Origin of the sequence: Pseudomonas sp. HD6422 (genome assembly GCF_025377065.1) — a bacterium.
Taxonomy (GTDB): Bacteria; Pseudomonadota; Gammaproteobacteria; order Pseudomonadales; family Pseudomonadaceae; genus Aquipseudomonas; species Aquipseudomonas putida_U.
The window spans coordinates 81,270-105,716 of the sequence record NZ_JAHWIW010000014.1 but is presented as its reverse complement, the minus strand read 5'-3'; the positions used below and the strand labels follow the sequence as shown (position 1 = coordinate 105,716).

Annotated in this window: 21 protein-coding genes and 1 riboswitch; of the genes, 6 read left to right on the top strand and 15 right to left on the bottom strand. The window is 63.8% G+C overall.

Translation table 11 applies throughout. The annotated features are described in order from the left end of the window. Positions 1–35: 35 nt before the first annotated feature. The 9 genes from KY379_RS12580 to KY379_RS12540 form a co-directional block, all read right to left on the bottom strand. Positions 36–743 carry a membrane integrity-associated transporter subunit PqiC gene (locus KY379_RS12580; protein ID WP_261238804.1) on the bottom strand — a complete coding sequence of 236 codons (708 nt, stop codon included), beginning with the start codon at positions 741–743 and terminating at the stop codon, positions 36–38. A 174-nt stretch (positions 744–917) separates the two neighbouring features. Further along, positions 918–3,176: a DNA topoisomerase IV subunit A gene (gene parC, locus KY379_RS12575; protein WP_261238803.1), complete on the bottom strand. Its 2,259-nt coding sequence runs from the start codon at positions 3,174–3,176 to the stop codon at positions 918–920. 10 nt (positions 3,177–3,186) lie between these two features. Next, positions 3,187–3,705: a TIGR02281 family clan AA aspartic protease gene (locus KY379_RS12570; RefSeq protein WP_133324684.1), complete on the bottom strand. Its 519-nt coding sequence runs from the start codon at positions 3,703–3,705 to the stop codon at positions 3,187–3,189. Beyond that, the gene (locus KY379_RS12565) at positions 3,702–4,688 is read right to left on the bottom strand and encodes an esterase-like activity of phytase family protein (RefSeq protein ID WP_261238801.1); all 987 of its coding nucleotides are present in this window, start codon (positions 4,686–4,688) and stop codon (positions 3,702–3,704) included. Before KY379_RS12565 ends, KY379_RS12570 begins: the two co-directional genes overlap by 4 nt. Then, complete coding sequence (gene parE / locus KY379_RS12560; RefSeq protein WP_133324688.1) at positions 4,685–6,589, bottom strand: DNA topoisomerase IV subunit B; 1,905 nt, start codon at positions 6,587–6,589, stop codon at positions 4,685–4,687. The genes KY379_RS12565 and parE overlap by 4 nt, the downstream gene beginning before the upstream one ends. Positions 6,590–6,624: 35 nt before the next feature. After that, positions 6,625–7,233 (bottom strand): YqiA/YcfP family alpha/beta fold hydrolase, encoded by a 609-nt coding sequence (locus KY379_RS12555; RefSeq protein ID WP_261238799.1) that lies wholly within the window; start codon positions 7,231–7,233, stop codon positions 6,625–6,627. A gap of 156 nt (positions 7,234–7,389) precedes the next feature. Next, a complete protein-coding gene (gene cpdA, locus KY379_RS12550) occupies positions 7,390–8,193 on the bottom strand; it encodes a 3',5'-cyclic-AMP phosphodiesterase (RefSeq protein WP_133324692.1) in 804 nt (267 codons plus the stop codon). A 98-nt stretch (positions 8,194–8,291) separates the two neighbouring features. Continuing rightward, positions 8,292–8,744: a DUF1249 domain-containing protein gene (locus KY379_RS12545; RefSeq protein ID WP_261238797.1), complete on the bottom strand. Its 453-nt coding sequence runs from the start codon at positions 8,742–8,744 to the stop codon at positions 8,292–8,294. Continuing rightward, entirely contained in the window at positions 8,735–9,352 is a 618-nt protein-coding gene (locus KY379_RS12540) for an NUDIX domain-containing protein (protein ID WP_133324696.1), read from the bottom strand. Before KY379_RS12540 ends, KY379_RS12545 begins: the two co-directional genes overlap by 10 nt. 185 nt (positions 9,353–9,537) lie before the next feature. On the opposite strand from KY379_RS12540, the gene KY379_RS12535 reads away from it, so the two are divergent. Then, the gene (locus KY379_RS12535) at positions 9,538–10,284 is read left to right on the top strand and encodes an RsiV family protein (protein ID WP_133324698.1); all 747 of its coding nucleotides are present in this window, start codon (positions 9,538–9,540) and stop codon (positions 10,282–10,284) included. On the opposite strand, the gene cytX is transcribed toward KY379_RS12535, so the two are convergent. Further along, positions 10,253–11,536, bottom strand: coding sequence for a putative hydroxymethylpyrimidine transporter CytX (gene cytX, locus KY379_RS12530; RefSeq protein ID WP_261238794.1), 1,284 nt, complete (start codon positions 11,534–11,536; stop codon positions 10,253–10,255). The two genes, KY379_RS12535 and cytX, sit on opposite strands and share 32 nt — an antisense overlap. Positions 11,537–11,664: 128 nt before the next feature. Next, on the bottom strand, positions 11,665–13,545 hold the full coding sequence (gene thiC / locus KY379_RS12525; protein ID WP_196171969.1) for a phosphomethylpyrimidine synthase ThiC: 1,881 nt from the start codon (positions 13,543–13,545) through the stop codon (positions 11,665–11,667). Positions 13,546–13,700: 155 nt separating this feature from the next. Further along, positions 13,701–13,807: riboswitch (TPP riboswitch) on the bottom strand. Between the two features lie 160 nt (positions 13,808–13,967). Here thiC and KY379_RS12520 point away from each other — a divergent pair. Then, the gene (locus KY379_RS12520; RefSeq protein ID WP_133324704.1) at positions 13,968–15,404 is read left to right on the top strand and encodes a TolC family outer membrane protein; all 1,437 of its coding nucleotides are present in this window, start codon (positions 13,968–13,970) and stop codon (positions 15,402–15,404) included. Between the two features lie 5 nt (positions 15,405–15,409). On the opposite strand, the gene waaA is transcribed toward KY379_RS12520, so the two are convergent. Next, entirely contained in the window at positions 15,410–16,681 is a 1,272-nt protein-coding gene (gene waaA, locus KY379_RS12515) for a lipid IV(A) 3-deoxy-D-manno-octulosonic acid transferase (protein WP_261238793.1), read from the bottom strand. Positions 16,682–16,692: 11 nt separating this feature from the next. After that, the gene (locus tag KY379_RS12510; protein ID WP_133324710.1) at positions 16,693–17,583 is read right to left on the bottom strand and encodes a LysR family transcriptional regulator; all 891 of its coding nucleotides are present in this window, start codon (positions 17,581–17,583) and stop codon (positions 16,693–16,695) included. A gap of 86 nt (positions 17,584–17,669) precedes the next feature. Here KY379_RS12510 and KY379_RS12505 point away from each other — a divergent pair, with 86 nt between their 5' ends. Genes KY379_RS12505 through KY379_RS12490 form a run of 4 tightly spaced genes read left to right on the top strand, consistent with a single transcriptional unit; the run spans position 17,670 to position 21,049 of the window. Beyond that, a complete protein-coding gene (locus KY379_RS12505) occupies positions 17,670–18,002 on the top strand; it encodes a DMT family transporter (RefSeq protein ID WP_133324712.1) in 333 nt (110 codons plus the stop codon). Between the two features lie 53 nt (positions 18,003–18,055). Continuing rightward, the gene (locus tag KY379_RS12500) at positions 18,056–19,231 is read left to right on the top strand and encodes an NAD(P)/FAD-dependent oxidoreductase (protein WP_196171964.1); all 1,176 of its coding nucleotides are present in this window, start codon (positions 18,056–18,058) and stop codon (positions 19,229–19,231) included. Then, entirely contained in the window at positions 19,228–20,040 is an 813-nt protein-coding gene (locus KY379_RS12495) for an aldo/keto reductase (protein ID WP_133324716.1), read from the top strand. The genes KY379_RS12500 and KY379_RS12495 overlap by 4 nt, the downstream gene beginning before the upstream one ends. A 40-nt stretch (positions 20,041–20,080) precedes the next feature. Further along, on the top strand, positions 20,081–21,049 hold the full coding sequence (locus KY379_RS12490; RefSeq protein WP_133324718.1) for a metal ABC transporter ATPase: 969 nt from the start codon (positions 20,081–20,083) through the stop codon (positions 21,047–21,049). Positions 21,050–21,080: 31 nt separating this feature from the next. On the opposite strand, the gene hldE is transcribed toward KY379_RS12490, so the two are convergent. Together hldE and msbA are read right to left on the bottom strand one after the other, a co-directional pair. Further along, entirely contained in the window at positions 21,081–22,502 is a 1,422-nt protein-coding gene (gene hldE / locus KY379_RS12485; RefSeq protein ID WP_133324720.1) for a bifunctional D-glycero-beta-D-manno-heptose-7-phosphate kinase/D-glycero-beta-D-manno-heptose 1-phosphate adenylyltransferase HldE, read from the bottom strand. 129 nt (positions 22,503–22,631) lie between these two features. Beyond that, positions 22,632–24,440 (bottom strand): lipid A export permease/ATP-binding protein MsbA, encoded by a 1,809-nt coding sequence (gene msbA, locus KY379_RS12480; protein ID WP_133324722.1) that lies wholly within the window; start codon positions 24,438–24,440, stop codon positions 22,632–22,634. Between the last annotated feature and the right edge of the window lie 7 nt (positions 24,441–24,447).

The window sequence follows — 24,447 nt, the reverse complement described above, 5'->3', positions numbered from 1 at the left end:
CAATGATGCGGGCTTTTTTGTGGGTATCCGTTCGGTCAGAACCGATACACCTCCATGTCCGTGCGAATCGGCGAAGCCATTGGAATCTTGGCTTTCTCCGGTGCCTTCTTGACCTGCGCCGGTGCCGGCTTCTTCGGCGTTTCTTCAGCGATGGCCGGCTGATTGGCCAAAGGCTTGACCGCCGAGCTCAACTGCTCGGCCAGCTTCTGCAACAGCTGGCCCTGGGCCTGCACCTGCGAAGACTCGCTGCCCTCGTGCTGTTGCTCGAGGTGCACGATACGGTTGTCGCGCACATGGCCACGACGGTCGAGCAGACGCCATTGGGCATCGAGCACTGCCGGTTGGTTCTTGCCGGAGTCCAGGCGGGTGATCGACAACAGCACTTGCACGTCCGGCGTGAAGCCGGTGCTTGCCGGTGCCAGCACGACACGCTGGCTGTCCAGCCGCCAGGCCAGCTGACGAACCAGCAACTGGTCGATATCGGACGACAGGCTACCGGCCCAGCGACCGTCGGTCGCCGAACTCAGGCTGCCATCGGCCTGACGCTGCAGAAAGGTCTCACGCTGCAGGTAGTCGGCGATCGATACCGGGCCGAGCACCACGGCCATGCCCGCGCTTTGCGAAGGCTGACCAGGATCACCGCTGTCGAGTTGGTACAAGGCTACCGGCTGATGCATGCTGCATCCGCCCAACCCCAGCAAACCCGTCATCAACAGCGCAAATGGAAGGCGCAGAAATTTCATCATCCCGTCCAGGCGGTCGCTAATCAGCAAACCGCAATGATACTGACTTAGATTCATTTGGGCACACAGCCACGCTGGCACCGCAAGGGCACTATCATCCGCGAAATAGCCGCCCGACTCCAGCATTTCTGCCCGGAACGACGCTGAAATTGCCGTTCCAGGCAGTCTGGCGGATCATGCCGGACCTTCCACCTGCAATCCGTCGACCCGTTGGAAGCCCCGTGGCAGCTTGCTGCCGCGCCGGCCCCGCTCGCCCTTGTAGTGTTCCAGGTCGTCCGGCTTCAGAGATAGCGTACGCTTACCGGCCTGCAATACAAGTGTCGCGCCCTCGCCGAGCACCGCCAGGTCGGTGACGTATTCCTCACGGCTGGCGACGCGATCTCCCGGCACACCGATGATCTTGTTGCCCTTGCCTTTGCCCAGTTGCGGCAGGTCGCTGACCTTGAACACCAGCAGACGGCCTTCGGTAGTGACCGCCGCCAGCCAGTCCTGGTCGCGATTGGCCACCGGTCGCGGGGTGATGACCTTGGCGCCGTTAGGCAGGCTGAGCAGGCCCTTGCCCGCCTTGTTCTTGGCCTGCAGGTCCTCGCCCTTGACCACGAAGCCGTAGCCGGCGTCGGATGCCACCACATACAGCGCGTCGTCTTCGGGGAGCAGCACGCATTCGAAGGTCGCCCCCGGCGGCGGCGCCAGACGGCCGGTCAGCGGTTCGCCCTGGCCACGGGCCGACGGCAGGCTGTGGGCGGCCAGGGAATAGCTGCGCCCGGTCGAGTCGATGAGCACGGCAAACTGGTTTGAGCGTCCGGCAGCAGCAGCCTTGAAGCCATCGCCGGCCTTGTAGGAAAGGCCGGTGGCGTCGATATCGTGGCCCTTGGCGCAGCGCACCCAGCCTTTTTCCGAAAGCACCACGGTCACCGGCTCGGTCGGCATCAGTTCGGTTTCAGAAAGGGCCTTGGCTTCAGCACGCTCGACGATCGGCGAACGGCGGTCGTCGCCATAGGTTTCGGCATCCTTGATCAGTTCACTGCGAACCAGCTTGCGCAGCTTGGCATCGCTGCCCAACAGCGCGAGCAGCTTGGCCTGTTCCTTGAGCAGTTCGTCCTGCTCGCCGCGGATCTTCATCTCTTCCAGGCGGGCGAGCTGGCGCAGACGAGTCTCGAGGATGTAGTCGGCCTGGATCTCGGTCAGGTCGAAACGGGCGATCAGGGCCTGCTTGGGGTGATCCTCGGTACGAATGATGTGGATCACTTCATCCAGGTTGAGGAACGCGGTGAGCAAACCTTCCAACAGGTGCAAGCGCTTCTCGACCTTCTCCAGACGATGCTGCAAGCGGCGACGAACGGTACCGATACGGTACTGCAGCCATTCCAGCAGCAAGGCCCGCAGGTTCTTCAACTGCGGCCGACCATCGAGACCGATGATGTTGACGTTGACGCGGTAGCTGCTTTCCAGGTCGGTGGTAGCGAACAGGTGCTGCATCAATTCATCGGCATCGACCCGGTTCGAGCGCGGAATGATGACGATGCGGCAGGGGTTCTCGTGGTCCGACTCATCGCGCAGATCGGCCACCATCGGCAGCTTCTTGGCCTGCATCTGCGCGGCAATCTGCTCCAGCACCTTGGCCCCGGAGACCTGGTGCGGCAGCGCAGTGACGACGATATCGCCATCCTCGACACGGTAGACGGCACGCATGCGGATCGAGCCGCGGCCGCTTTCGTACATCTTGAGGATTTCCGCACGCGGCGTGACGATCTCGGCCTCGGTCGGGTAGTCCGGGCCCTGGATATGCTCGCAGAGCTGCTCGAGGGTGGCCTTGGGCTCATCGAGCAACCGCACGCAGGCGCTGGCAACCTCGCGCAGGTTGTGCGGCGGTACGTCGGTGGCCATGCCCACGGCGATACCCGTGGTGCCGTTGAGCAGAATGTTGGGCAGACGTGCCGGCAACACCGCCGGCTCCTGCAGCGTGCCGTCGAAGTTCGGCACCCAGTCCACGGTGCCCTGGCCCAGTTCGCTGAGCAACACCTCGGAATACCGCGACAGGCGCGCCTCGGTGTAGCGCATGGCGGCGAACGACTTTGGATCGTCCGGAGCACCCCAGTTGCCTTGGCCATCGACCAGGGTATAGCGGTAGCTGAACGGCTGCGCCATCAGCACCATGGCCTCGTAGCAGGCCGAATCGCCATGGGGATGGAATTTGCCGAGCACGTCACCGACGGTACGCGCCGACTTCTTGTGCTTGGCATCGGCATCGAGCCCCAACTCGCTCATGGCATAGACGATGCGTCGCTGCACCGGCTTGAGGCCGTCGCCGATGTGCGGCAGTGCCCGGTCCATGATCACGTACATGGAGTAGTTGAGGTAGGCCTGTTCGGTGAAGTCAGCCAGCGAGCGGCGTTCGACGCCGTCCAGGCTGAGTTCCAGTGAGTCGCTCATGCGGGCCTCGTCATTTCAGGTTCTGGCGCAGCAACATGGTGCCGCCGCGCTGGGTAAATTCAAGTTGTTTCAGGGCGCTCATGCCGAGCAGTACGGTCTGCCCGTCCAGGCCCGGGACCACCAGGGCACGGACGCCGTGCAGGCGGATATCGCCAAGCTGCACACTGTCGAGCCGCGTGCGATAGCCCTCGGTGCGACCATTGGCGGTACTCAGGATGACCGGGCTGCCGCGCGCCAGGCCCAGCTCGTTGGCCAGGGCCTCGGGAATGGCCACGTCGGTGGCGCCGGTGTCGAGCATGAAATGCACGACCTGGCCATTGATCGCACCGTCCAGCACGAAATGGCCCTGGCCATTGCCCAGCAGCCGCACCTCGATGAAACCATCGCCGTGCTCGGACTGCACCTGTGCATTGGGGTTGCGTTGGCGCTCCTCCCACTGGCCGAAGAAGCGCGTAGCCAGGAACAGCGCGGCGGCCCAGGCCACGATCATCAGCACCTTGCCGGCGCGCTTGCCCGCTGGCTGGGTCATGGCTGGGCGCTCCAGCCGCCCTCGGGCGCGGCAAAGCGCCAGACGATCGGCCGAGTCTCACCATCGGCGCGGTCGCTGCCGTTGTTGTCCAGGCCGATCCATGCGCCCTTGGCGTCGATCACCAGCGCTTCGGCCAGGCCGAACGGCTGATCGTAGCGACGCTCGGGGACCAGGGCATCGGCGGCGAACGACCAGCAGCGCTCGACCTTGCCGGTGTCTGGATCGCGGCGGCACACACGAAACGCGTTGCGCTCGAGGGTGAACAGCTTGCCCTCGAACATCGCCAGGTCGGAAAAGTCCCGGGACAGTGGCCGTGGATTGGGCATCTGCGGTGGCTGCATCTCGACCCCGGCTTCACTGAGCAACACGCAGCTGCGCCCACAGTTCCATAGCGATTGCTGTCGCTCGATCACCACCAGGCCCCGTCGCTCACGCTCGGCCGCCAACCACAAGCGGTCACCGGCTGGGTTGATGGCCAGGCCTTCGAACAGGGCATTGAAGTTCAGCAGCATGCCGCTGGCACGAGCCTGGCGCATCATCACCGGGTCGATCTTCAGCCAGTTGGGCTCGCCTTCGAGGGGCAATTGCAGAACGGCAGCATGGGCTTCGCTGACCAGATAGAGGTTGTCGCTCTGGTCGCAGGTGATGCCCTCGAAATCCAGATCACCGCCGCGCACCAGCGCCGCCGCCCAGCTCCGCGCCTTCAAGCCCCAGGGCAGGCCACTTTCAGGGACTGGCGGGGGGGTGAATATCAACGGCTCGGCGCGCCAGACCGCTTCTTGCTGGTCGTAGCGATAGATACGGTCGTCATCGCGGTCCGAAACGCCCCAAAAGCTGCCACGACAAAACGCCAGGCCGGAAAGATTGCCGCCGCGCATGCCTTCGATCGGGTGCTCGGCGGTCAACTTCAACTGCGGCCACTCGCTGGCCTGACACGTCAGGGCAACCAGGGCAAGGCAGGCAGCTAACAGCAGACGAATCAAACCAGGACCTCGGCCAGGTTGCCCTTGGTTTCCAGCCAGCTCTTGCGATCACCGGCGCGCTTCTTGGCGAGCAGCATGTCCATGATCTCGGTGGTGCCCTGCAGATCGTCCAGGGTCAGCTGGACCAGGCGCCGGGTGTTCGGGTCCATGGTGGTCTCGCGCAATTGCGGCGGGTTCATCTCGCCCAGCCCCTTGAAGCGAGTGACCTGGGGCTTGCCACGCTTCTTCTCGGCCACCAGGCGATCGAGAATGCCATCGCGCTCGGCTTCGTCGAGGGCGTAGTAGATTTCCTTGCCCAGGTCGATGCGGTACAGCGGCGGCATGGCCACGTAGACGTGCCCGGCCTCGACCAGCGGACGGAAGTGCTGGACGAACAGTGCGCACAGCAGGGTGGCGATATGCAAACCGTCGGAGTCGGCGTCGGCGAGGATGCAGATCTTGCCGTAGCGCAGTTGCGAAAGGTCGTTAGCGCCTGGATCGACGCCGATGGCCACAGCGATGTTGTGCACTTCCTGGCTGGCCAGGACTTCGCCGCCGTCCACTTCCCAGGTGTTGAGAATCTTGCCACGCAGCGGCAGGATGGCCTGGAATTCCTTGTCACGGGCCTGCTTGGCGGAACCGCCGGCGGAGTCACCTTCGACCAGGAACAGCTCGGCGCGCATCGGGTCCTGCCCGGCGCAGTCGGCCAACTTGCCAGGCAACGCCGGGCCCTGGGTGACGCGCTTGCGCTCGACCTTCTTGCTGGCCTTCAAGCGCCGCCCGGCATTGCTGATCGCCAGCTCGGCCAGTTGCATGCCCAGTTCGGGATGGGCGTTGAGCCAGAGGCTGAACGCGTCCTTGACCACGCCGGAGACGAACGCCGCCGCCTCGCGGGACGATAAGCGCTCCTTGGTCTGCCCGGAAAACTGCGGTTCCTGCATCTTCATCGACAGCACGAAGGTGATGCGCTCCCACACGTCCTCGGGGGCCAGCTTGACACCGCGCGGCAGCAGGTTGCGGAACTCGCAGAACTCGCGCATGGCGTCGAGCAGGCCTTGGCGCAGGCCATTGACGTGGGTACCGCCCTGGGCGGTGGGAATCAGGTTGACGTAGCTTTCCTGGACACTGTCGCCCCCTTCGGGCAACCACAGCAAGGCCCAGTCGACAGCCTCCTTGTTGCCGGCCAGGCTACCGCAGAACGGCTCGTCAGGCAGGCGCTGGAACTCGCTGACCGAGTCGACCAGGTAGGAACGCAGGCCGTCCTCGTAATGCCATTCGACCTTCTCACCACTGGCTTTGTCCTCGAAGCTGACCAACAGCCCCGGGCACAGCACGGCCTTGGCCTTGAGCACATGCTTGAGGCGGCTGATGGAGAACTTGGGCGAATCGAAGTATTTGGGATCGGGGCTGAAGTAGACGCTGGTGCCGGTGTTGCGCTTGCCGACCGATCCGACCACCTCCAGCTCGCTGGACTTGAAGCCATCGGCGAAAGTCATCTGGTACTCGTTGCCGTCGCGCTTGACGCGCACCCGCACCTGGGTCGACAGGGCGTTGACCACGGAGATACCCACGCCGTGCAGGCCGCCGGAGAATTGGTAGTTCTTGTTGGAGAACTTGCCGCCGGCATGCAGCTTGGTGAGGATCAGCTCGACCCCCGAGACGCCCTCTTCGGGGTGGATGTCCACCGGCATGCCGCGGCCGTCGTCGCTGACCTCCAGCGAGTGGTCGGCGTGAAGGATGACCTGCACCGAGCGGGCGTGGCCGGCCAGGGCTTCGTCGACGCTGTTGTCGATGACTTCCTGGGCCAGGTGATTGGGCCGGCTGGTGTCGGTGTACATGCCCGGCCGCTTGCGGACCGGGTCAAGGCCCGAGAGGACTTCGATGGCGTCTGCGTTATAGGCGCTAGCGCTGGGATTGGCCATGGGTTCTCGTCGTCAGTCTGGTGAATGCAAAAAGGTCAAAATACAGAAAAATCGAGCGCTGAATACCGCCCTGGGGCAACTCCGGCGAATGCCAGCAGAGCCGGCAGGCGTTCGGCGAAGCCCTGGAAGCCATGATCGCCACCGGCCTCGATACATAAGGCACAACCGCGGTAATACTGCTCGGCGTGGCGATAATCCAGGGTTTCGTCCCCGGTCTGCAACCATATCTGGTAGCGGTCGGGGTCGGCGGGCGGCGCGACTTCGAGCTCGGCCAGCGCCTGTACGTGGTCCAGAGTCAGCTCCCAGGTTTCACCACTGTAATGGTTGCGCTGGGTGCCGAGGTAGCCATCGAAACGCTTGTGCGGCGTCACCGCCGGGTTTATCAGCAGGGCCTTGAGGCCGTGGCGCTCGGCCAGATGGGTGGCATAGTAGCCGCCGAGCGAGCTGCCGACCAGCAAGGGCGCACCGAGCTCGGCGATGCAGGCCTCGAGCTGGGCGATAGCCTGGCGCGGATGATGGTGCAGTTCGGGCACGCGCAACCGCTCGGCCAGGCCAAGCTGTTGCATCACCGCTTCAAGCTGGCGAGCCTTGGTCGACAACGGCGAGCTGTTGAAGCCATGGATATAGAGGATGGAACCCGACATGCTGCCCCCGGTGTCTTTGGCTTCGCGCCCCGACAGGCGGGCGCTGGGACGCGCAGTGTAGCGTGTTCACCGGGTTTTGGTGCTGGCTCGATTGTCTTGCAACATATTCTTCAAGCGCAGCGGCCCGATCGCCGGCAAGCCGGTGATGGCTCCACCTCAATAGCCGGGGCTGTCGAAGTCGAGCCGCACCTCGAAGTCTCGGGCACGCTCCACACCCGTTTCCAGGCGACCGTCAGCATGCAGGCGCAGCCAGCGATACCCCGGCAGCTCCTCGCTCACCTTGAAGTCCTCGCTGCCCGGCGCGAACTGGATGCAGGTCGATGGCGTAGCCAGGTAGCGCATGCCATCGCGTTGCTCATCCCACGCTTGATGAATATGCCCCCAGAGCAACGCCTTGACCTGTGGATAACCTTTCAGGCGCTGCAACAGGTCATCGGCATTGCGCAGGCCGATCGGCGCGATCCAGGCACAGCCAATGTCGACCGGCTGGTGGTGGCAGCACACCAGGCAGTGACGCCCTGCTGCCGAGGCCAGGGCCTGGTCGAGCAAGGCCAGTTGATCAGGTTCCAGCAGGCCATGGGTGGCGCCGAGTACCGACGAATCGAGCATCACCACACGCCAGGCACCGATATCGGTGACCGCCTGGACCAGCTCCGGCGCGACTTCGGCCATGACCCTGGCCTCGTCGTGGTTGCCCGGCAACCAGCGGGTCGGCGCCTGGATTTCGCCGGTCAACTGACGAAACGCCTCATAGGACGCCACGCTGCCGTCTTGCGATAGGTCGCCGGTGCACAGCAACAGGTCGATGCGCGGCTGCTCGCGACGAACCTGGGCGATCACATGGCGGAGGCTGTCGCGGGTATTTAGGCCAAGCAGGGTACCGGTCGCATCGCCGAACAGATGGGCATCGGTCAACTGCACGACGTGCACGGGGGCCTGGAGTGGATCTGGGTGCGGCAACGGCCGTCTCCTCGAACGGATTCAGCGGCAATTATGGCGGGCGAACGGTCGTCAGAAAACAGCCAGCACACCCTCTGTTACGAGCACAGCGTCACATTTCAGCGCACGCTTGCCAGTTCGTGACCGCAGGCCAGGCAGTGACTCAGCCATTCGCCGAGGAACAGGTTGAGCTGGGCCTTCTCGTCGGGCTGGTGCATCGCTTCGTTGGGGTAGGGGTAAATGCTGCGCAGCCGCCTGGCATGCTCGGCACCGACCACCTCGGCCATGCGTGCGTCGTGGTACACCTGCACCTCCATTTGCGGCACCGGTAACCAGGGCAGGCTGTGCTCCTGGCGCACGCGCAAGGTGGTGGTGTACGGACAGGCCAACAGCACATCGAGCACCAGCACGCCAAGCATCTGGTCGCCCTGGGCCATGCCGATGCGCCGTGAGCTCTGGGTGGTGCGCATGTCGGGCAACAACCGCATGAGCCGGGCGTAATTGGCCTCGCAGGCTGCCTGCAACCCGGCCAGGTCGACCCGATAACGCTCACGCAACAGGTTCACTTCCACATACCTCGGACTTCGTCTTTGTTCAGCGCCAGCCATTGCAGGCCGATGATGGTCGCGGCGTTGCAGATGCGCCCATCACGCACCGCCTGCAGGGCGTCTTCGAATGACCACACCCGCACACGGATGTCCTCGCCCTCCTCTTCCAGGCCATGCAGGCCACCGGCCCCTTCACTGCTGCAACGGCCAAGGAACAGATGCACATATTCATCACTGCCGCCGGGCGACGGGAAGTAACGGGTCATCGGCCACAAGGCGCTGAAGACCAGGCCTGCTTCTTCCTCGGCCTCGCGGTGGGCAACCTCCTCGGGCTGCTCATCCTTGTCGATCAGCCCGGCGACCATCTCGATCAGCCAAGGGTTGTCGACCTTGTCCATGGCGCCGACCCGGAACTGTTCGATCAAGACCACTTCGTCACGCAGCGGATCATAAGGCAACACGCACACCGCATCGTGGCGCACGAACAGCTCACGACTGATCTCGCGGCCCAAGCCACCGGCGAACAGCTCATGACGCAGGCGCACCTTGTCGAGCTTGTAGAAGCCCTGGAAACAGTTGGCCCGCTCGACGATCTCGACCGTCCTGGGTACCGAATTCAACGTATCCGACATGAAAATCCTCGCTACCTCGTTTACCGCATCGCGCCATCCTACTCTGCACGCTTTCACGTTTCACCCCCCTTGGGCGACCGTTCGCACGGTCGGGACAGCGAGCGCCTACTCTGTTAGCTTAGTGGCGAACTGAAGGCCGCGCAGACGGTCAAAGGCCGACTTTTCCCTGTTCTGCAAGGATCATCATGACGCTCGTCAAACTGACTTCCGTGGCCGTGCTGGCACTGGCACTGGGCGCCTGCCAAAGCCTGTTCACGCCCAATTACCGGGCTCCGCTCGAGGTCAAGCGCGATGCCTGGGAGCATGTCAAACCCGGCTGCAGCGAAAGCGACTGCCCGCTGGTCAATATCGACACCATCCACTTCCCGGCCCTGCCCAAGCTCGACGGCATCGTCGAAAAACGCTTGCTGCAACTGACCGAGGACAACCAGCACGGCGCCGCTCCGGCGACCCTGCAAGCCTACGAACAGCAGTACCTGGCCAACGCCGACAAGCGCAACAGCAGCTACCTGCAGGCCAAGGTACGCGAGCAGCATGACGGGCTGGTGATCATCGAACTGTCGAGCTACCTCGACAGCGGCGGCGCCCACGGCATGCCAGGGCGCGGCTTCATCAACTACTCGCGCAAGCTGGACAAGGTGCTGACCCTGCAGGACATGCTGGTGCCCGGCCAGGAAGAGACCTTCTGGAAAACCGTAGAAGAGTCGCACAAGGCCTGGCTGATCAGCGTGGGCATGGACAAGGACGCCGAATTCGTCAAAACCTGGCCGTTCAAGCGCTCGCCGCACGTCGCCCTGACGTACGGCGCGGTGGTGGTCAAGTACGAAGTCTATGCCATCGCGCCCTACTCCATGGGCCACGTCGAGCTGAAGATTCCGTACCCACGCCTCAATGGCGTGATCAAGCCCGAGCTGTTTCCCGGCCGCGGCTGACACCCAGTAGCGCATGCAGCGCACCTGCCAGCAGCAAGGCTGGCAGGGTCGCACCGAAGTCCGGCGCCTGTGCGGCGATCAGGTGATACGCCGCGACACCTGCCGCCCACGCCACCAGCGCAGGCCAATGCAGGCCCGCCACTCGTGCTGGCATGCGGCGGCGGCGCATCAGATAGTGGTCGACCAGCACCACGCCGAACAGTGGCGCGAACACCGAGCCGATCAGTAACAGGAAGTTCTCGTACTGGGCCAGCGGCGCCAGCAACGCGATCAGGGTACACAGCACGCCGATGGCCAGCGCCAGGTGCTCGACCTTGAGGCGCACCAGCAGGCCCGTGGACACCGCCGCAGAATGAATGTCGGCAAAGGCGTTTTCCGACTCGTCGAGCAGAATCAACAGCAGTGGGATTCCCAGACCGGCACCGGCCAGGGCCAGCAGCAGCGCATTGGTTTCGCCATCGGCGGCAAACGCCAGGGTGTAGGCCACACCCAGGCTCATCAGCCAGGCATTGCCAAGGAAGAAGCCTAACGCGGTACCACCGAACACCCGGCTGGCACACTGGCCGAAACGCGAATAGTCGGCGATCAGCGGCAACCACGAAAGCGGCATGGCGATGACGATGTCGAAACCCACCGCCAACGACAGCGAGCCGTCCCCGGTACGCCCCCACAGGGCAGCGAGGTCGGCCTTGACGAACAGGTTCCAGGTCAGCCACAGGCAGGCGCCGAGCAGCAGCCAGATCCCCCATTTACGCAGCACCTTGCGCACGAACGCCAACGGCCCGCTGACTGCCAGCAAGGTGGCCAGGGCGCCAAAGCACAGGGTCCACAGCACCGGACTGTTCCAGGCACTGCCTTCGCCGAAGGTCCGCGCGCCCAGCAGGCTGGCGGCATCGCGCATGACGATGATCTCGAAAGATCCCCAGCCCACCAACTGCAGGAGGTTGAGCACCGCCGGCAGGCGCGCGCCGTGGCCACCTAAGCTCAGGCGCAAAGTGGCCATGGCCGACAACCCGGTATCGCTGCCGACCACACCAGCCGCGGCCAACAGCAGCACGCCGACGCCGGTACCCAGGACAATCGCCAACAGCGCGCCGGACAGGCCCAGGCCGGGAGCGAGCAACGCGCCGACCTGCAGGACCATCAGGCCAATACCAAGGGAAAACCACAGCGAGAACAGGTCGCGGGCGCCGAACAGGCGCTGGCTCGCGGGAACCGCGTGGTCGGGTGAGAAGTGGCTGGGGGTGGTCATTTTTTCATTCGCCGGAAGAAATCTGAAGTAAACACGCGTCCCTGTGGGAGCGGGCTTGCCCGCGAAGAAGCCACCGCGGTGTCCCGTTCGCGGGCAAGCCCGCTCCCACAGGGCTAGGGTTTTGCGCCTTAGACTTTGTGGTAGAGCTGACTGCCTTCCTGGCGGAAGCGCTCGGCCTGCTCACGCATGCCCTGCTCCACCGTCACGTCCACGGTCTCGATCTTGGCGGCATATTCGCGCACTTCCTGGGTGATCTTCATCGAGCAGAACTTCGGCCCGCACATCGAGCAGAAGTGCGCAACCTTGGCCGATTCCTTGGGCAGGGTCTCGTCATGGAAGGCGCGTGCGGTGTCCGGATCCAGACCAAGGTTGAACTGGTCTTCCCAGCGGAACTCGAAACGCGCCTTGGACAGCGCATTGTCGCGAATCTGCGCGCCCGGATGCCCCTTGGCAAGGTCGGCGGCGTGCGCGGCGATCTTGTAGGTGATGATTCCGGTCTTGACGTCGTCCTTGTTCGGCAGGCCCAAGTGCTCCTTGGGCGTGACGTAGCAAAGCATGGCGCAACCGAACCAACCGATCATCGCCGCGCCGATGCCCGAAGTGATGTGGTCGTAGCCCGGCGCGATGTCGGTGGTCAGCGGGCCAAGGGTGTAGAACGGCGCTTCGTCGCAGCACTCGAGCTGCTTGTCCATGTTTTCCTTGATCAACTGCATCGGCACGTGGCCCGGGCCTTCGATCATGCACTGCACGTCGTGCTTCCAGGCGATCTTGGTCAGTTCGCCGAGGGTTTCCAGCTCACCGAACTGCGCCGCGTCGTTGGCGTCGGCGATCGAGCCCGGGCGCAGACCGTCGCCCAGCGAGAAGCTGACGTCATAGGCTTTCATGATCTCGCAGATCTCGTCGAAATGCGTGTACAGGAAGTTTTCCTTGTGATGCGCCAGGCACCACTTGGCCATGATCGAACCGCCGCGGCTGACGATGCCGGTCACCCGTTTGGCGGTCAACGGCACATAGCGCAGCAGCACGCCGGCATGGATGGTGAAGTAGTCGACGCCCTGCTCGGCCTGTTCGATCAGGGTGTCGCGGAACAGCTCCCAGGTCAGGTCCTCGGCGACTCCACCGACCTTTTCCAAGGCCTGGTAGATCGGCACGGTGCCGATCGGAACCGGCGAGTTGCGGATGATCCACTCGCGAGTCTCGTGGATGTGTTTGCCGGTGGACAGGTCCATGACCGTGTCCGAGCCCCAGCGGATACCCCAGGTCAGTTTGGCCACTTCTTCCTCGATCGAGGAACCCAAGGCGCTGTTGCCGATGTTGCCGTTGATCTTCACCAGGAAGTTGCGGCCGATGATCATCGGCTCCAATTCCGGGTGGTTGATGTTGGCCGGGATGATCGCACGACCGCGGGCGATCTCCTCACGGACGAACTCGGCGGTGATTTCCTTGGGGATGCTGGCGCCGAAGCTATGCCCGGCGTGCTGCTGGTCGAGCAAGCCCGCAGCGCGGGCCTCCTGCAGCTTCATGTTCTCGCGGATGGCGACGTATTCCATCTCGGCCGTGATGATGCCCTGGCGGGCATAGTGCATCTGCGTGACATTGGCGCCGGCCTTGGCACGCCGTGGGTTGCGCACGTGGGCGAAGCGCAGCTTGGCCAGTTCGGCATCGTTCAGGCGCTGCTGGCCGAAGTCCGAACTCAGGCCGCCCAGGCGTTCGGTATCGCCACGGCCATCGATCCAGGCAGAACGCACGTCGGCCAGGCCCTTGCGCACATCGATGATCACGTTGGGATCGGTGTAGGGGCCCGAGGTGTCATACACCAGCACCGGGGCATTGCTCTCGCCGCCGAAGTCGGTCGGGGTGTCGTGCAGGCTGATTTCGCGCATGGGCACGCGGATGTCCGGGCGCGAGCCTTGGACATAGACCTTGCGCGAACGCGGGAAGGGTTGCACGGACTGCTGATCGACTTGCGCCGACTCGCTGAGGTTGATCGTTTTTTCTTGTTTGCTCATCACAGGCTCTCCAGACAGCTTCCTAGCGGATGGATGTCGGGGTGAACCTGAAAGGCGCGGACGCACTCTGTGACGAGTGCAGTGCCGGATACATGGAGTGCCTGAAGCTGCTGGAGCTGCGACATTCCCGGACCTGGCACAAGAGGCTCCCCGGGAAGGCGAGCAATCTTGTTCCCTACGCAGGCGCTAACCTGATCAGGTTCAACGGGATCCGCAACTTTGCGATCTCAGCCTTTGCTTCAAGGCACCCCGACAAGAACATGCGCAGTCTAGACTGGAGTGGTCGGCAAAGCCAAGCGACTAAAAACAAGAGGTGATGAAAGGGAGGCACTACGATTGTTGCCAACAGCCCATGGCACTACACTGGCCAGTCATTCAATACTCAACAGTTCAGTAATTAATTTCGTACAAGGATTGCCTCTATGCTGCGCAAACTTTCACTGGCCATAGCCGTGTCTTGTGCGTCCAACGCAGTGGTATGGGCAGCGGATGTGCCTACGACAGTGAAGACCGACCTGGTCAGCGTCTATCAGGAAGCGGTGACCAACAACGCCGACCTGGCGGCTGCCCGCGCCGACTATGGCGCCCGGCGCGAAGTGGTCCCCCAGGCCAGGGCCGGTTTGCTTCCGAACCTGTCGGCCGGTGCCGAGATGATGAACACTCGCACCAAGCTCGATGAGCCCTCCATCACCTCGAACCGCAGTGGTAATTCCTGGAGCGCGACCTTGTCGCAGCCGATCTTCCGCGCCGACCGCTGGTTCCAGTTGCAAGCGGCCGAAGCGGTCAACGAACAGGCGGCCCTTGAACTCTCGGCCACCGAGCAGAACCTCATCCTGCAGACGGCGCAGAACTATTTCGCCGTACTGCGCGCCCAGGACAACCTGGCCGCGACCAAGGCAGAGGAAGCCGCGTTCAAGCGTCAACTCGATCAGTCCAACGAGCGCTTCGACGTCGGGCTGTCGGACAAGACCGATGTACTGCAATCCCAGGCCAGCTATGACACCGCGCGGGCCAACCGAATCATCGCCGAGCGTCAGGTACAGGATGCCTTCGAGGCTTTGGTGACACTGACCAACCGCGAGTACACGGCGATCCAGGGCGTGGTTCATACCCTACCGGTGCAGGTGCCAACGCCCAATGACGCCAAGGCCTGGGTCGAAACAGCGGCGCGGCAGAATCTCAACCTGTTGGCGACCAACTATGCCGTCGACGCTGCCGAGGAAACCCTACGCCAGCGCAAGGCGGGGCACGCCCCCACGCTGGACGCCGTGGCGCGCTATCAAAAGGGCGATAACGACAGCCTCGGTTTCACCAACCCGGCGCCGCAACCAGGGGTGCGCTACAGCGGCGACGTGGAGCAGACCAGCATCGGCCTGCAGTTGAACATCCCCATCTACAGCGGTGGCCTGACCAGTTCGCAAGTGCGCGAGGCCTACCAGCGTCTGAACCAGAGCGAGCAACAGCGCGAAAGTCTGCGCCGCCAGGTGGTGGAGAACACCCGCAACCTGCACCGCGCGGTAAACACCGACGTGGAACAGGTGCAGGCACGCAAGCAATCGATCATCTCCAACCAGAGCGCGTTGGAGGCCACCGAGATCGGCTATCAGGTCGGTACCCGCAACATCGTCGACGTGCTGGACGCTCAGCGCCAGCTGTACACCTCGGTGCGCGACTACAACAACAGCCGCTACGACTACATTCTCGATAACCTGAGCCTCAAGCAAGCGGCAGGGACCTTGAGCCCCCAGGACCTGCAAGACCTCAAACGCTATCTGAAGGCGGACTACAACCCGGACAAGGATTTCCTGCCTCCGGACCTGGCGGCGGCAGCGGCGAAGAATTTCGAGCGCAGGCCATAGCGCCGTCAGGCGATCAACGTGTCCAGGCCATCGAGCAAGCGCTGCAAGGCGCCCTGATTGGCCTGCATGACCGCCCTGCCCGCCTCGCCCATCCGCCGCGTATCCTGCGGCAGCTCGATCAGGCGCCGTACGGCTTCGGCCAGGCCGTCGGCATCGTCGATCTGCTGCAACGCCCCTGCCTCACGCAACATCGCGCTGATTTCCTGGAAGTTGAACACATGCGGCCCCATGATCACCGGCAGGGCCAGGGCCGCCGGCTCCAGCGGATTGTGGCCTCCGGTGGCGACCAGGCTGCCACCGACGAAGGCGATATCAGCCAGGGCATATAGAAACAGCAATTCGCCCATGGTGTCGCCAAGCAGTACCGCGGTCTGCGCATCCACCGCCGCCCCTGAAGAGCGTCGCACCGTGGTGAACTGCTCGCTGCACAACGTATGCACCGCAGCGAAACGCTCAGGATGACGAGGCACCAGAATCAGCAGCGCATCGCCATGCACCTGCAGCAACTGCCGGTGCGCCTGCAGGATCAACGCATCCTCGCCCTCGTGGGTACTGGCAGCGATCCACACCGGGCGCTGGGTAGCGCCCCACTGCTCACGCAGCGCGCGCGCCCGTGGCACCAGCTGCTCGTCGACCTTGAGGTCGAACTTGATCGAACCGGTCACCTGCACGCACTCGGGCCGTGCGCCCAGGTCACGAAAACGCTGCGCCTCGGTTTCGGTCTGCACCGCGATCAGGCTCATTTCGGCGAGCATCGGTCGGGTCAGCTTGGCAAAACGCGCATAGCCGCGCGCCGAACGCTCGGACAAGCGCGCGTTGGCCAAAGCCACGGGAATGCCGCGCTTGGCACACTGATGGATATGGTTCGGCCACAGTTCGGTTTCCATGATGATGCCCAGACGCGGACGGACATGGTCGAGGAAGCGTGCCGCGGCCCAGGGTAGATCGTAGGGCAGGTAGCAATGCTGTACACGCGGCTCGCCTTCGAACAACGCGCGAATTCGCTCGGAGCCGGTCGGGGTCATGCAGGTCAGCGTGATCGGCATGCCCGGATAGGCCTTGAGCAGCGCGCGCACCATCGGCGCCGCGGCGATGCTTTCGCCCACCGACACAGCATGCACCCAGATCCCGCCCTGCTGCATCGGCGGCAGGTTGCAAGCGAAGCGCTCGGCGATACGCTGGCGATAGGCCGGCGCCTTGCGCGCACGCAGGTACAGGCGCAGCGCAACCAGTGGCAGGCCCAGGTGGAAGAGCAAGGTATAGAGAGTTCTGTTCATGGCGGCGGAGTTTAACCGATCGCGCGCAGGTGCACCGCAAAGCGCTCGGCCAACCATTGCGCGGCGGGCCCCAGCGGCTCGTCGCGACGCCAGGCCAGCTCGACCACCAGCGCCGGCGGACACCACTCGCAATCGAGCTCCACCATGTGCGCCTGATAGGTGGGGTACTGCACCACGTGACGCGGCAGCCAGGCCCAACCCAAGCCACGCATCAGCAGTTCGGCCATGGCGTAGAAACTGTCGGCGCGCCAGACCTGCGGACTGACCACCTCTCCCCCGGGGTAGCCACTTTCCTGCGGCGTGATCAACAGCTGGCGGTAACGCGCCAACTGCTGGCAGGTCACTCTGCCCTGCCCGGCCAAGGGATGGCCGGCCGCGCACACCGTGACCATTTCCACACTGCCCAGGGCCCGCCGCTCCAGCGAGGCAGGCATCCGCTCATGATTGAAGAACAGCCCCAGGTCGGCGCGCCGCTCTACCAACTTGCGGGCGACATCGCCCTGGGCACCACTGGCCAGTTGCACCTGCAGGTACGGATAACGGCTGGCCAACTCGTCCAGGCTGTCGATTACCGGTTGATAAGGCATGGCTTCATCCTGAGCCACGCGCAGCAACGCTTCCTGGCCACGCATCAGGGCCAGCGCCCGGCCTTCAAGGCGCTCACACTGGCGCAACAGTTCATGGGCATCTTCGAGCAGAGCAGCGCCGTTCTCGGTCAGCTTCGGCTGCCGCCCACTGCTGCGGTCGAACAAGGCGACGCCAAGGTCCGCTTCGAGCAGCGCGATGGCGTTGCTGATCGCCGATTGCGCTTTGTGCTGCTCACGGGCGACGGCGGAGAACGAGCGCAACTCCACGACACGCACGAAGGTGCGCAGTTGTTCCAGATTCCACTGGGGAGGCATCGACCTATCTCCTGAACAGATAGGTAATGACTTTACCCCATACCAGCTACCTCTAGAATACGCTCCAGTCCCTGGAGATTCCCACCATGAATGCATACACCTACCTGGCCATCGCCATTTGCGCCGAAGTCATCGCCACTGCGTCCATGAAGGCGGTCAAGGGCCTTAGCACGCCGCTGCCGTTGCTGTTGATGGTATGTGGCTATGCCGTCGCCTTCTGGATGCTGACCCTGGTGGTACGCAGCATTCCGGTGGGAATCGCCTACGCCATCTGGTCGGGCTTGGGCATCGTGCTGATCAGCGCCGTAGCGCTGGTGATCTACGGGCAGAAACTGGACGTCCCGGCCATGCTGGGCATGGCCATGATCGTCGGCGGCGTGGTGGTGATCCAGGTGTTCTCCAAGACCGTCGGACACTGATCGTTCGCACACCCTGTATACTTGCCAGCTGTCCCAGTCTTCGAGGTACTGCCATGCCATCTGCCATTTCCACTGACGTGCTGATCGTCGGCGCCGGGGTCGCAGGCCTCTGGCTCAATGCCCGGCTGCGTCGCCTGGGCTATTCGACGGTACTGGTGGAACGCGCCACCCTCGGTGGCGAACAGACGGTCAAGTCCCAAGGTATCATCCATGGCGGCACCAAGTACGCCTTGCACGGCGCATTGACCGGCGCCTCGGAGGCCATCGCCGACATGCCCCGACGCTGGCGCGAGGCCCTGGCCGGCAACGGTGAGCTGGATCTGAGCGCTACCCGGCTGCTGTCCGATGCCCACTATCTGTGGTCGCCCGGCACCCTGGCCGGCAACCTGACCAGCTTCTTCGCCAGCAAGGCCGTGCGCAGCCGGGTCGAACAGGTCAAGGGCGAGCAACTGCCTCCCGCTCTGCAGGACCGCGCGTTCAAGGGCAAGGTGTATCGCCTTTCCGAGCTGGTGATCGACGTGCCGAGCCTGCTGGCCAACCTGGCAGACCTGGCCGGTGATAGCCTGCTGGCTGGCGAGCGCATCGAGCCCCTGCGCGAGGGGGACGAACTGGTCGGCCTGAGCGTCGACGCTCGGCAGATCCGCGCGCAACGTATCGTGCTCAGTGCCGGCGGCGGTACCGCAGATATCCTGCACGCCCTGGGCTTGGAGCAGCCGGCCATGCAACTGCGGCCACTGCACATGGTCATGGCCAAGGGGCCGAACCTCAAACCCCTGTATGCCCACTGCCTGGGCGGCGGGCCAAAGCCACGTGTGACCGTCACGACCCATCCGGCAGCCGATGGCCAGTGGGTCTGGTACCTCGGCGGAGATCTGGCCGAAGCCGATGGCGTGGCCCGCGAGCCTGCGGCGCAGATCGCCGCCGCGCAAAAGGAAATCGCCAACCTGCTGCCATGGGTCGACCAGGGTCAGGTGCGCTGGGCCACCCTACGCGTCGACCGCGCCGAGCCCGCGCAAACGGGCCTGGTGCGTCCGGACAACGCTTTCCTCGCTGAACAGCAACGCCTGCTGGTCGGCTGGCCGACCAAACTGGCGCTGGCACCGGATTTCAGCGACCGTGTCCTGGCCAGCCTGGAACGCGATGGCGTGCGCCCCACGGCCCAGCCCGAGCTCGCCGACCTGCCGCGTCCGACCCTCGGCGTGCCGGCCTGGGAGCGCTTGCTGCCATGAGCCTGCCGACCCTGCACGACTTCCACCGCCCCCTGGGCAGCACCGGCTTCCAGGTGTCGCCCCTCGGCCTGGGCACGGTCAAGCTCGGCCGCGACCAGGGCGTGAAGTATCCCAGCGGCTTCACCATTCCCGCCGACGACGAGGCTGGTCTGCTGTTGAACCAGGCCCGCGACCTGGGGATCAACCTGATCGACACTGCACCGGCTTATGGCCGCAGTGAGGAGCGACTGGGTCCACTGCTGCGCGGCCAACGCGACGCGTGGGTGATCGTCAGCAAGGTCGGTGAAGAGTTCGACAACGGACTTTCGCACTTCGACTTCAGCGCCGCCCACACCCGCCGCTCGGTAGAGCGCAGCCTGCGACGTCTGGAAACCGACCGCATCGACCTGGTGCTGGTGCATTCCGACGGTAACGATCTGGCGATCCTCGAGCAACAGGAGGTCTACCAGACCCTGGCCGAGCTCAAGCGCGAGGGTAAGATTCTTGGCTACGGTTTCTCCGGCAAAACCGCCGCAGGAGGCCTCAAGGCACTGGAACAGGGTGATTGCGCCATGGTTACCTACAACCTCAACGAGCAGGCCGAGCGACCGGTACTGGACTACGCTGCCGCGCACGGTAAGGCCATTCTGGTAAAGAAGGCTCTGGCCAGCGGACACATCTGCCTGGCGCCGGGAGTGGACCCGGTACAGGCCAGCTTCGAGTTGCTGTTCTCCCATCCAGGCGTCAGCAGTGCTATCGTCGGCACCATCAATCCGCTGCATCTGGCCCATAACGTGGCCACCGTCGCCCGCATCCTGGGCCAGCATTGAGCCGCGCCCGCCAGGGCGCACCGACGCAAGGAGGAGCCTCGTGCCGCGAACGTTGATCCGCAAGAATCCGAGCAATTTCAAGACCCTGCCTCTGCATGTCGAGGCTACCCCGGAAGGACTGGCCTACCAGAGCATCGGCATGCCGCTGAATTTCAGCCAGACCCAGCAACGCCGGCGTGCCATCCAACTGCCCGATCCACAACGCTTCGTCACCGAATTGGCCAACCTTGGGGTTTCCGTGCGTCTGACCCTGCACTGGCAAAACCGCGACTTCTGGGTGCTGGTCCGCCAGCGGCGCCAGGACCGAGGCGACGTGGTGCTCAAGCTGATTTCCGGCTACGTCCCGGCTCAGGAGTTGAACCTGCCACTGCACACAGCCGTGCAGGAGGTGGCCGAAGAATGCCTGCTGGAGACACCTGAAGGCTGGCTGGGCGGTCGCTTCAATGACACTTGGCTGCCTGCCCCCTATGCCGCGGCCCTGCATTACCGTGAAACCCTGCCTTTCGTGCTGACGCCCCAGTCCGGCGCCGCCCGTCCCGTGCACTGCGCCAACCTGATGTTGCTGGAACGACCACGGGCCTACGTTCATCTGCCTACGGCGTCACTGCAGCTGATCTACGACATGCGCTTGCAGGTGCCACGGGAGGCCAAGAAGCTCAGCCTGTTTCACGTCGACGAACGCCTGGAAGGCGATCAACTGGTGGCCCGCCTCAATCGCAAACGCCCTGACCTGTACCTGATGCCGCTCAAGGACGGACAGCCGCTTGCCGAGCTGTATACCTTGCGCCGGGACGAATTGGTACGCGCCAGCACACGCGGGCTGTACCTGGCCGAAAGCTTTGCCCGGCAGGAGGGGTGGGTGGTCGAGGATGAGCGGATTCGCTGGAAGGACTGGGTGAAGCAGCAAGGGCTGGAAGAACCCAAGCCGAATCGCTCGTCGCACCTGCAACGCTTTGGCGACAAGGCTCGGGCACTGCTGGCGCGAGCGCGGACTTCGATACACAAATGAACGTCGGGGCCGCTGCGCGGCCCCGATAGCGTCAGTTCTTGCGGATTTTCTCGACGATGGCCGTGGTCGAGCTGTTTTCAACCAGCCCCAGCACCTTCACGGTACCGCCATAGCCCTTCACCAGATCAGCCCCGACCACCTGGTCGATGCCGTAGTCGCCGCCCTTGACCAGCACATCGGGCTTGACCTCGGCCAGCAGATTTTCCGGGGTGTCCTCGGGGAAGCTGATGACCCAGTCCACCGCTCCCAGTCCAGCCAGCACGGCCATGCGCCGATCGACACTGTTGATCGGACGACCTGGCCCCTTGAGGCGGCTGACGGAAGCGTCGTCGTTGACCGCGACGATCAGGCGATCTCCCTGGGCACGAGCTTGCTCCAGGTAGGTCACATGCCCGGCGTGGAGGATGTCGAAGCAACCATTGGTGAACACGATCTTCTCGTTGTGCGCGCGCGCATCGTCGATCGCCAGCAGCAGTTGCTCCAGACCCAGCACCCCGCGCTCGGAGCCCTCTTCGCGCTGGATCGCGCGGCGCAACTCCGGGGCGCTGATGGCCGCGGTACCCAGTTTGCCGACCACGATTCCCGCAGCCAGGTTGGCCAGGGCGACGGCATGGGGCAGGTCCTCGCCAGCCGCGATGGCCACGGCGAGGGTGGAGATGACGGTATCGCCGGCACCGGTGACATCGAACACTTCACGGGCCCGCGCCGGCAGGTGCAATGCGGGTTGACCGGTACGCAGCAGGGTCATGCCATGTTCGCCGCGGGTCACCAGCAGTGCGCCCAGGTCGAGATCCTGCAGCAGTTGAAGGCCCTTGGCGACCAACTCGTTCTCGTCGGCGCAACGACCGACGATGGTTTCGAACTCGCTGAGGTTCGGAGTGATGAGGCTCGCACCACGGTAGATGGTGAAGTCCTTGCCCTTGGGGTCGGCCAGCACCGGAATACCACGGGCGCGGGCCGCCTCGATCAGGCCCTGTGGGTCTTTCAGGGCGCCTTTGCCGTAGTCGGACAGCACCAGCACCTTGACGCCTTCGAGCAAGCTGTCGACCTGGGTGCCCAATGACACCGCATCAGTGGCGAACGGCTGCTCGAAATCAATGCGCAGCAGTTGCTGATGACGGCTCATGACCCGCAGCTTGACGATCGTCGGCTGATGCGCAATGCGCTGGAACAACGAGCGAACGCCAGCGGCCTGGAGGCTGTTGGCCAGACTTTCGGCGGCCTCGTCCTGGCCGGTGACGCCAACCAGTGAGGCCGGCGCACCGAGGGCAGCGATGTTCAAGGCGACGTTGGCCGCGCCACCGGGGCGGTCCTCGATTTGATCGACCTTGACCACCGGCACCGGCGCTTCCGGCGAAATACGCGAAGTACCGCCATGCCAGTAGCGGTCGAGCATGACATCGCCGACCACCAGTACCGGGGCTTGATCGAAACGCGGCATGGACAACTTCATGGGCAACCCAAAAGAAATAATGAACAGGGGCAGGATATTAGCACAGGGCCGGCGCAAGCCTTACTGGCTGTTGGGCTGTGGAAACTCCCGGTGACGATCGGGGCCGTGTTCCGGCCCCGTAATGATGCTTCAGGTGATGTCGGCCTTTTCCGGCTCGTCCAGCCCCATGGCGTGCAGACGGGCGTAGTGACCGTTGGCCTGCAGCAACTCGGCATGGGTGCCGCGTTCCACCAGACGCCCCTGGTCCATGACCAGGATCAGGTCGGCCTTCTCGATGGTCGACAGGCGGTGGGCGATCACCAACGTGGTGCGGCCCTTCATCACGTGATCCAGGGCGGCCTGGATATGTCGCTCGGACTCGGTATCCAGGGCCGAGGTGGCCTCGTCGAGGATCAACAACGGCGAATTCTTCAGCAGAGCCCGGGCAATCGCCAGACGCTGGCGTTGACCACCGGACAGCAGCACGCCGTTCTCGCCCACTTCGGTGTCGAAGCCCTTGGGCAGTTTGTCGACGAACTCCTTGGCATAGGCATCGGCCGCTGCCGCCTCGATATCGGCACGCGGAGCTCCGGCCAGGTCACCGTAAGCGATGTTATTGGCCACGGTGTCGTTGAACAGCGTGACATGCTGGGTCACCTGGGACACATGGCGCCGCAGGTTGCGCAGTCGGTACTTGGATATTTCCAGGCCATCGAGCAGGATCTGTCCCTGGTCATGGTGATAGAAGCGCGGAATCAACGCTGCCAGGGTCGACTTGCCGCTGCCTGAGCGGCCCACCAGCGCGATCATCTGTCCGGGCTCGGCCACGAAGCTGATGTCGCTGAGCACTTCACGGTCGGTGCCGGGGTAGCTGAAGCTCAGGTTGCGCACTTCCAGGCGGCCTTCCACGCGGTCCTTCTCGACCGTGCCGGTATCCACCTCAGGGGCTTCGTCGAGCTGCTCGAAGATGCTCTCGGCGCCGGCAAGGCCTTTCTGAATGGTCGAGCTGACCTCGGAAAGCTGGCGGATCGGCTTGGGCAGCAGGCCGGCGGCGGTGATGTAGGCCACCAGTTCACCGGCCGACGAATCGCCACGCATGAACAGCACCAGGAACATCAGCGCAGCCATGGCGGTGTAGATCACCAACTGCAGCATGGGGGTATACAGGGCGCCGGTCTTGGTCATCTTCAGCTGTTTGTCGGTGTTGCTCTGGCTGGCACGCTGGAAGCGCTTCTGCTCGTAGGTTTCACCGCCGAAACTGCGCACCACCCGATAACCCTGGATGGTTTCCGAGGCAACGTGGGTGACATCGCCCATGGCTACCTGGATCTTCTTGCTCTGCTTGCGGAATTTCTTGCTGGCCACGCTGACCATGATCGCGATGACCGGCAGGATGGCGAGCATCACCATGGTCAGCTGCCAGTTCATCCACACCAGGTAGCCGAACAGGAACACCACGGTCAGTCCCTCTCGGATGACCACCTTGATCGCATCGGTGGCAGCACCGGTGACCATGGTCACGTTGAAGGTGATCCGCGAGATCAGATGCCCGGAGTTATGGTTGTCGAAGTAGCGATTGGGCAGCACCAACAGTTTGTTGAACAACTCCACACGCAGGTCGTGCACCAGGCCCAGGGAGACCTTGGCCAGGAAATAGTTTCCGAGGAACGAACCGAAGCCTTGCCAGGCAGCGATCAGAATGATCAGCAAAGGCACGGCCTGCAGCAGCTGCAGGTCACGCAGGTAAGGCACGTTGGGGAACAGGACCGCCTGCGGATTGCTCAGGCCATCGACGAAATATTTGAGGATCCCGGCCAGCATCGGCTGGGTCGAGGCGAAGATCACGAAACCGATGATGCTCAGCAGGAAAATGCCGACATAGGGTTTCACGTAGCTCAACAGCCGGAAATAGATCTTCAGGCTGGAGTTGTGCTCCGCCGGTCGCGGTGTTTCGGCCATCATCGAG

Excerpts from the sequence above, each read along its gene's own strand:
- waaA (WP_261238793.1), bottom strand. The coding sequence starts at position 16,681 with ATGAACAGAACTCTCTATACCTTGCTCTTCCACCTGGGCCTGCCACTG.
- KY379_RS12540 (WP_133324696.1), bottom strand. The coding sequence starts at position 9,352 with ATGTCGGATACGTTGAATTCGGTACCCAGGACGGTCGAGATCGTCGAG.
- KY379_RS12495 (WP_133324716.1), top strand. The coding sequence starts at position 19,228 with ATGAGCCTGCCGACCCTGCACGACTTCCACCGCCCCCTGGGCAGCACC.
- KY379_RS12535 (WP_133324698.1), top strand. The coding sequence starts at position 9,538 with ATGACGCTCGTCAAACTGACTTCCGTGGCCGTGCTGGCACTGGCACTG.
- parC (WP_261238803.1), bottom strand. The coding sequence starts at position 3,176 with ATGAGCGACTCACTGGAACTCAGCCTGGACGGCGTCGAACGCCGCTCG.
- KY379_RS12570 (WP_133324684.1), bottom strand. The coding sequence starts at position 3,705 with ATGACCCAGCCAGCGGGCAAGCGCGCCGGCAAGGTGCTGATGATCGTG.
- KY379_RS12500 (WP_196171964.1), top strand. The coding sequence starts at position 18,056 with ATGCCATCTGCCATTTCCACTGACGTGCTGATCGTCGGCGCCGGGGTC.
- KY379_RS12505 (WP_133324712.1), top strand. The coding sequence starts at position 17,670 with ATGAATGCATACACCTACCTGGCCATCGCCATTTGCGCCGAAGTCATC.
- cytX (WP_261238794.1), bottom strand. The coding sequence starts at position 11,536 with ATGACCACCCCCAGCCACTTCTCACCCGACCACGCGGTTCCCGCGAGC.
- msbA (WP_133324722.1), bottom strand. The coding sequence starts at position 24,440 with ATGGCCGAAACACCGCGACCGGCGGAGCACAACTCCAGCCTGAAGATC.
- parE (WP_133324688.1), bottom strand. The coding sequence starts at position 6,589 with ATGGCCAATCCCAGCGCTAGCGCCTATAACGCAGACGCCATCGAAGTC.
- KY379_RS12520 (WP_133324704.1), top strand. The coding sequence starts at position 13,968 with ATGCTGCGCAAACTTTCACTGGCCATAGCCGTGTCTTGTGCGTCCAAC.
- KY379_RS12580 (WP_261238804.1), bottom strand. The coding sequence starts at position 743 with ATGAAATTTCTGCGCCTTCCATTTGCGCTGTTGATGACGGGTTTGCTG.
- KY379_RS12555 (WP_261238799.1), bottom strand. The coding sequence starts at position 7,233 with ATGTCGGGTTCCATCCTCTATATCCATGGCTTCAACAGCTCGCCGTTG.
- hldE (WP_133324720.1), bottom strand. The coding sequence starts at position 22,502 with ATGAAGTTGTCCATGCCGCGTTTCGATCAAGCCCCGGTACTGGTGGTC.
- KY379_RS12510 (WP_133324710.1), bottom strand. The coding sequence starts at position 17,583 with ATGCCTCCCCAGTGGAATCTGGAACAACTGCGCACCTTCGTGCGTGTC.
- thiC (WP_196171969.1), bottom strand. The coding sequence starts at position 13,545 with ATGAGCAAACAAGAAAAAACGATCAACCTCAGCGAGTCGGCGCAAGTC.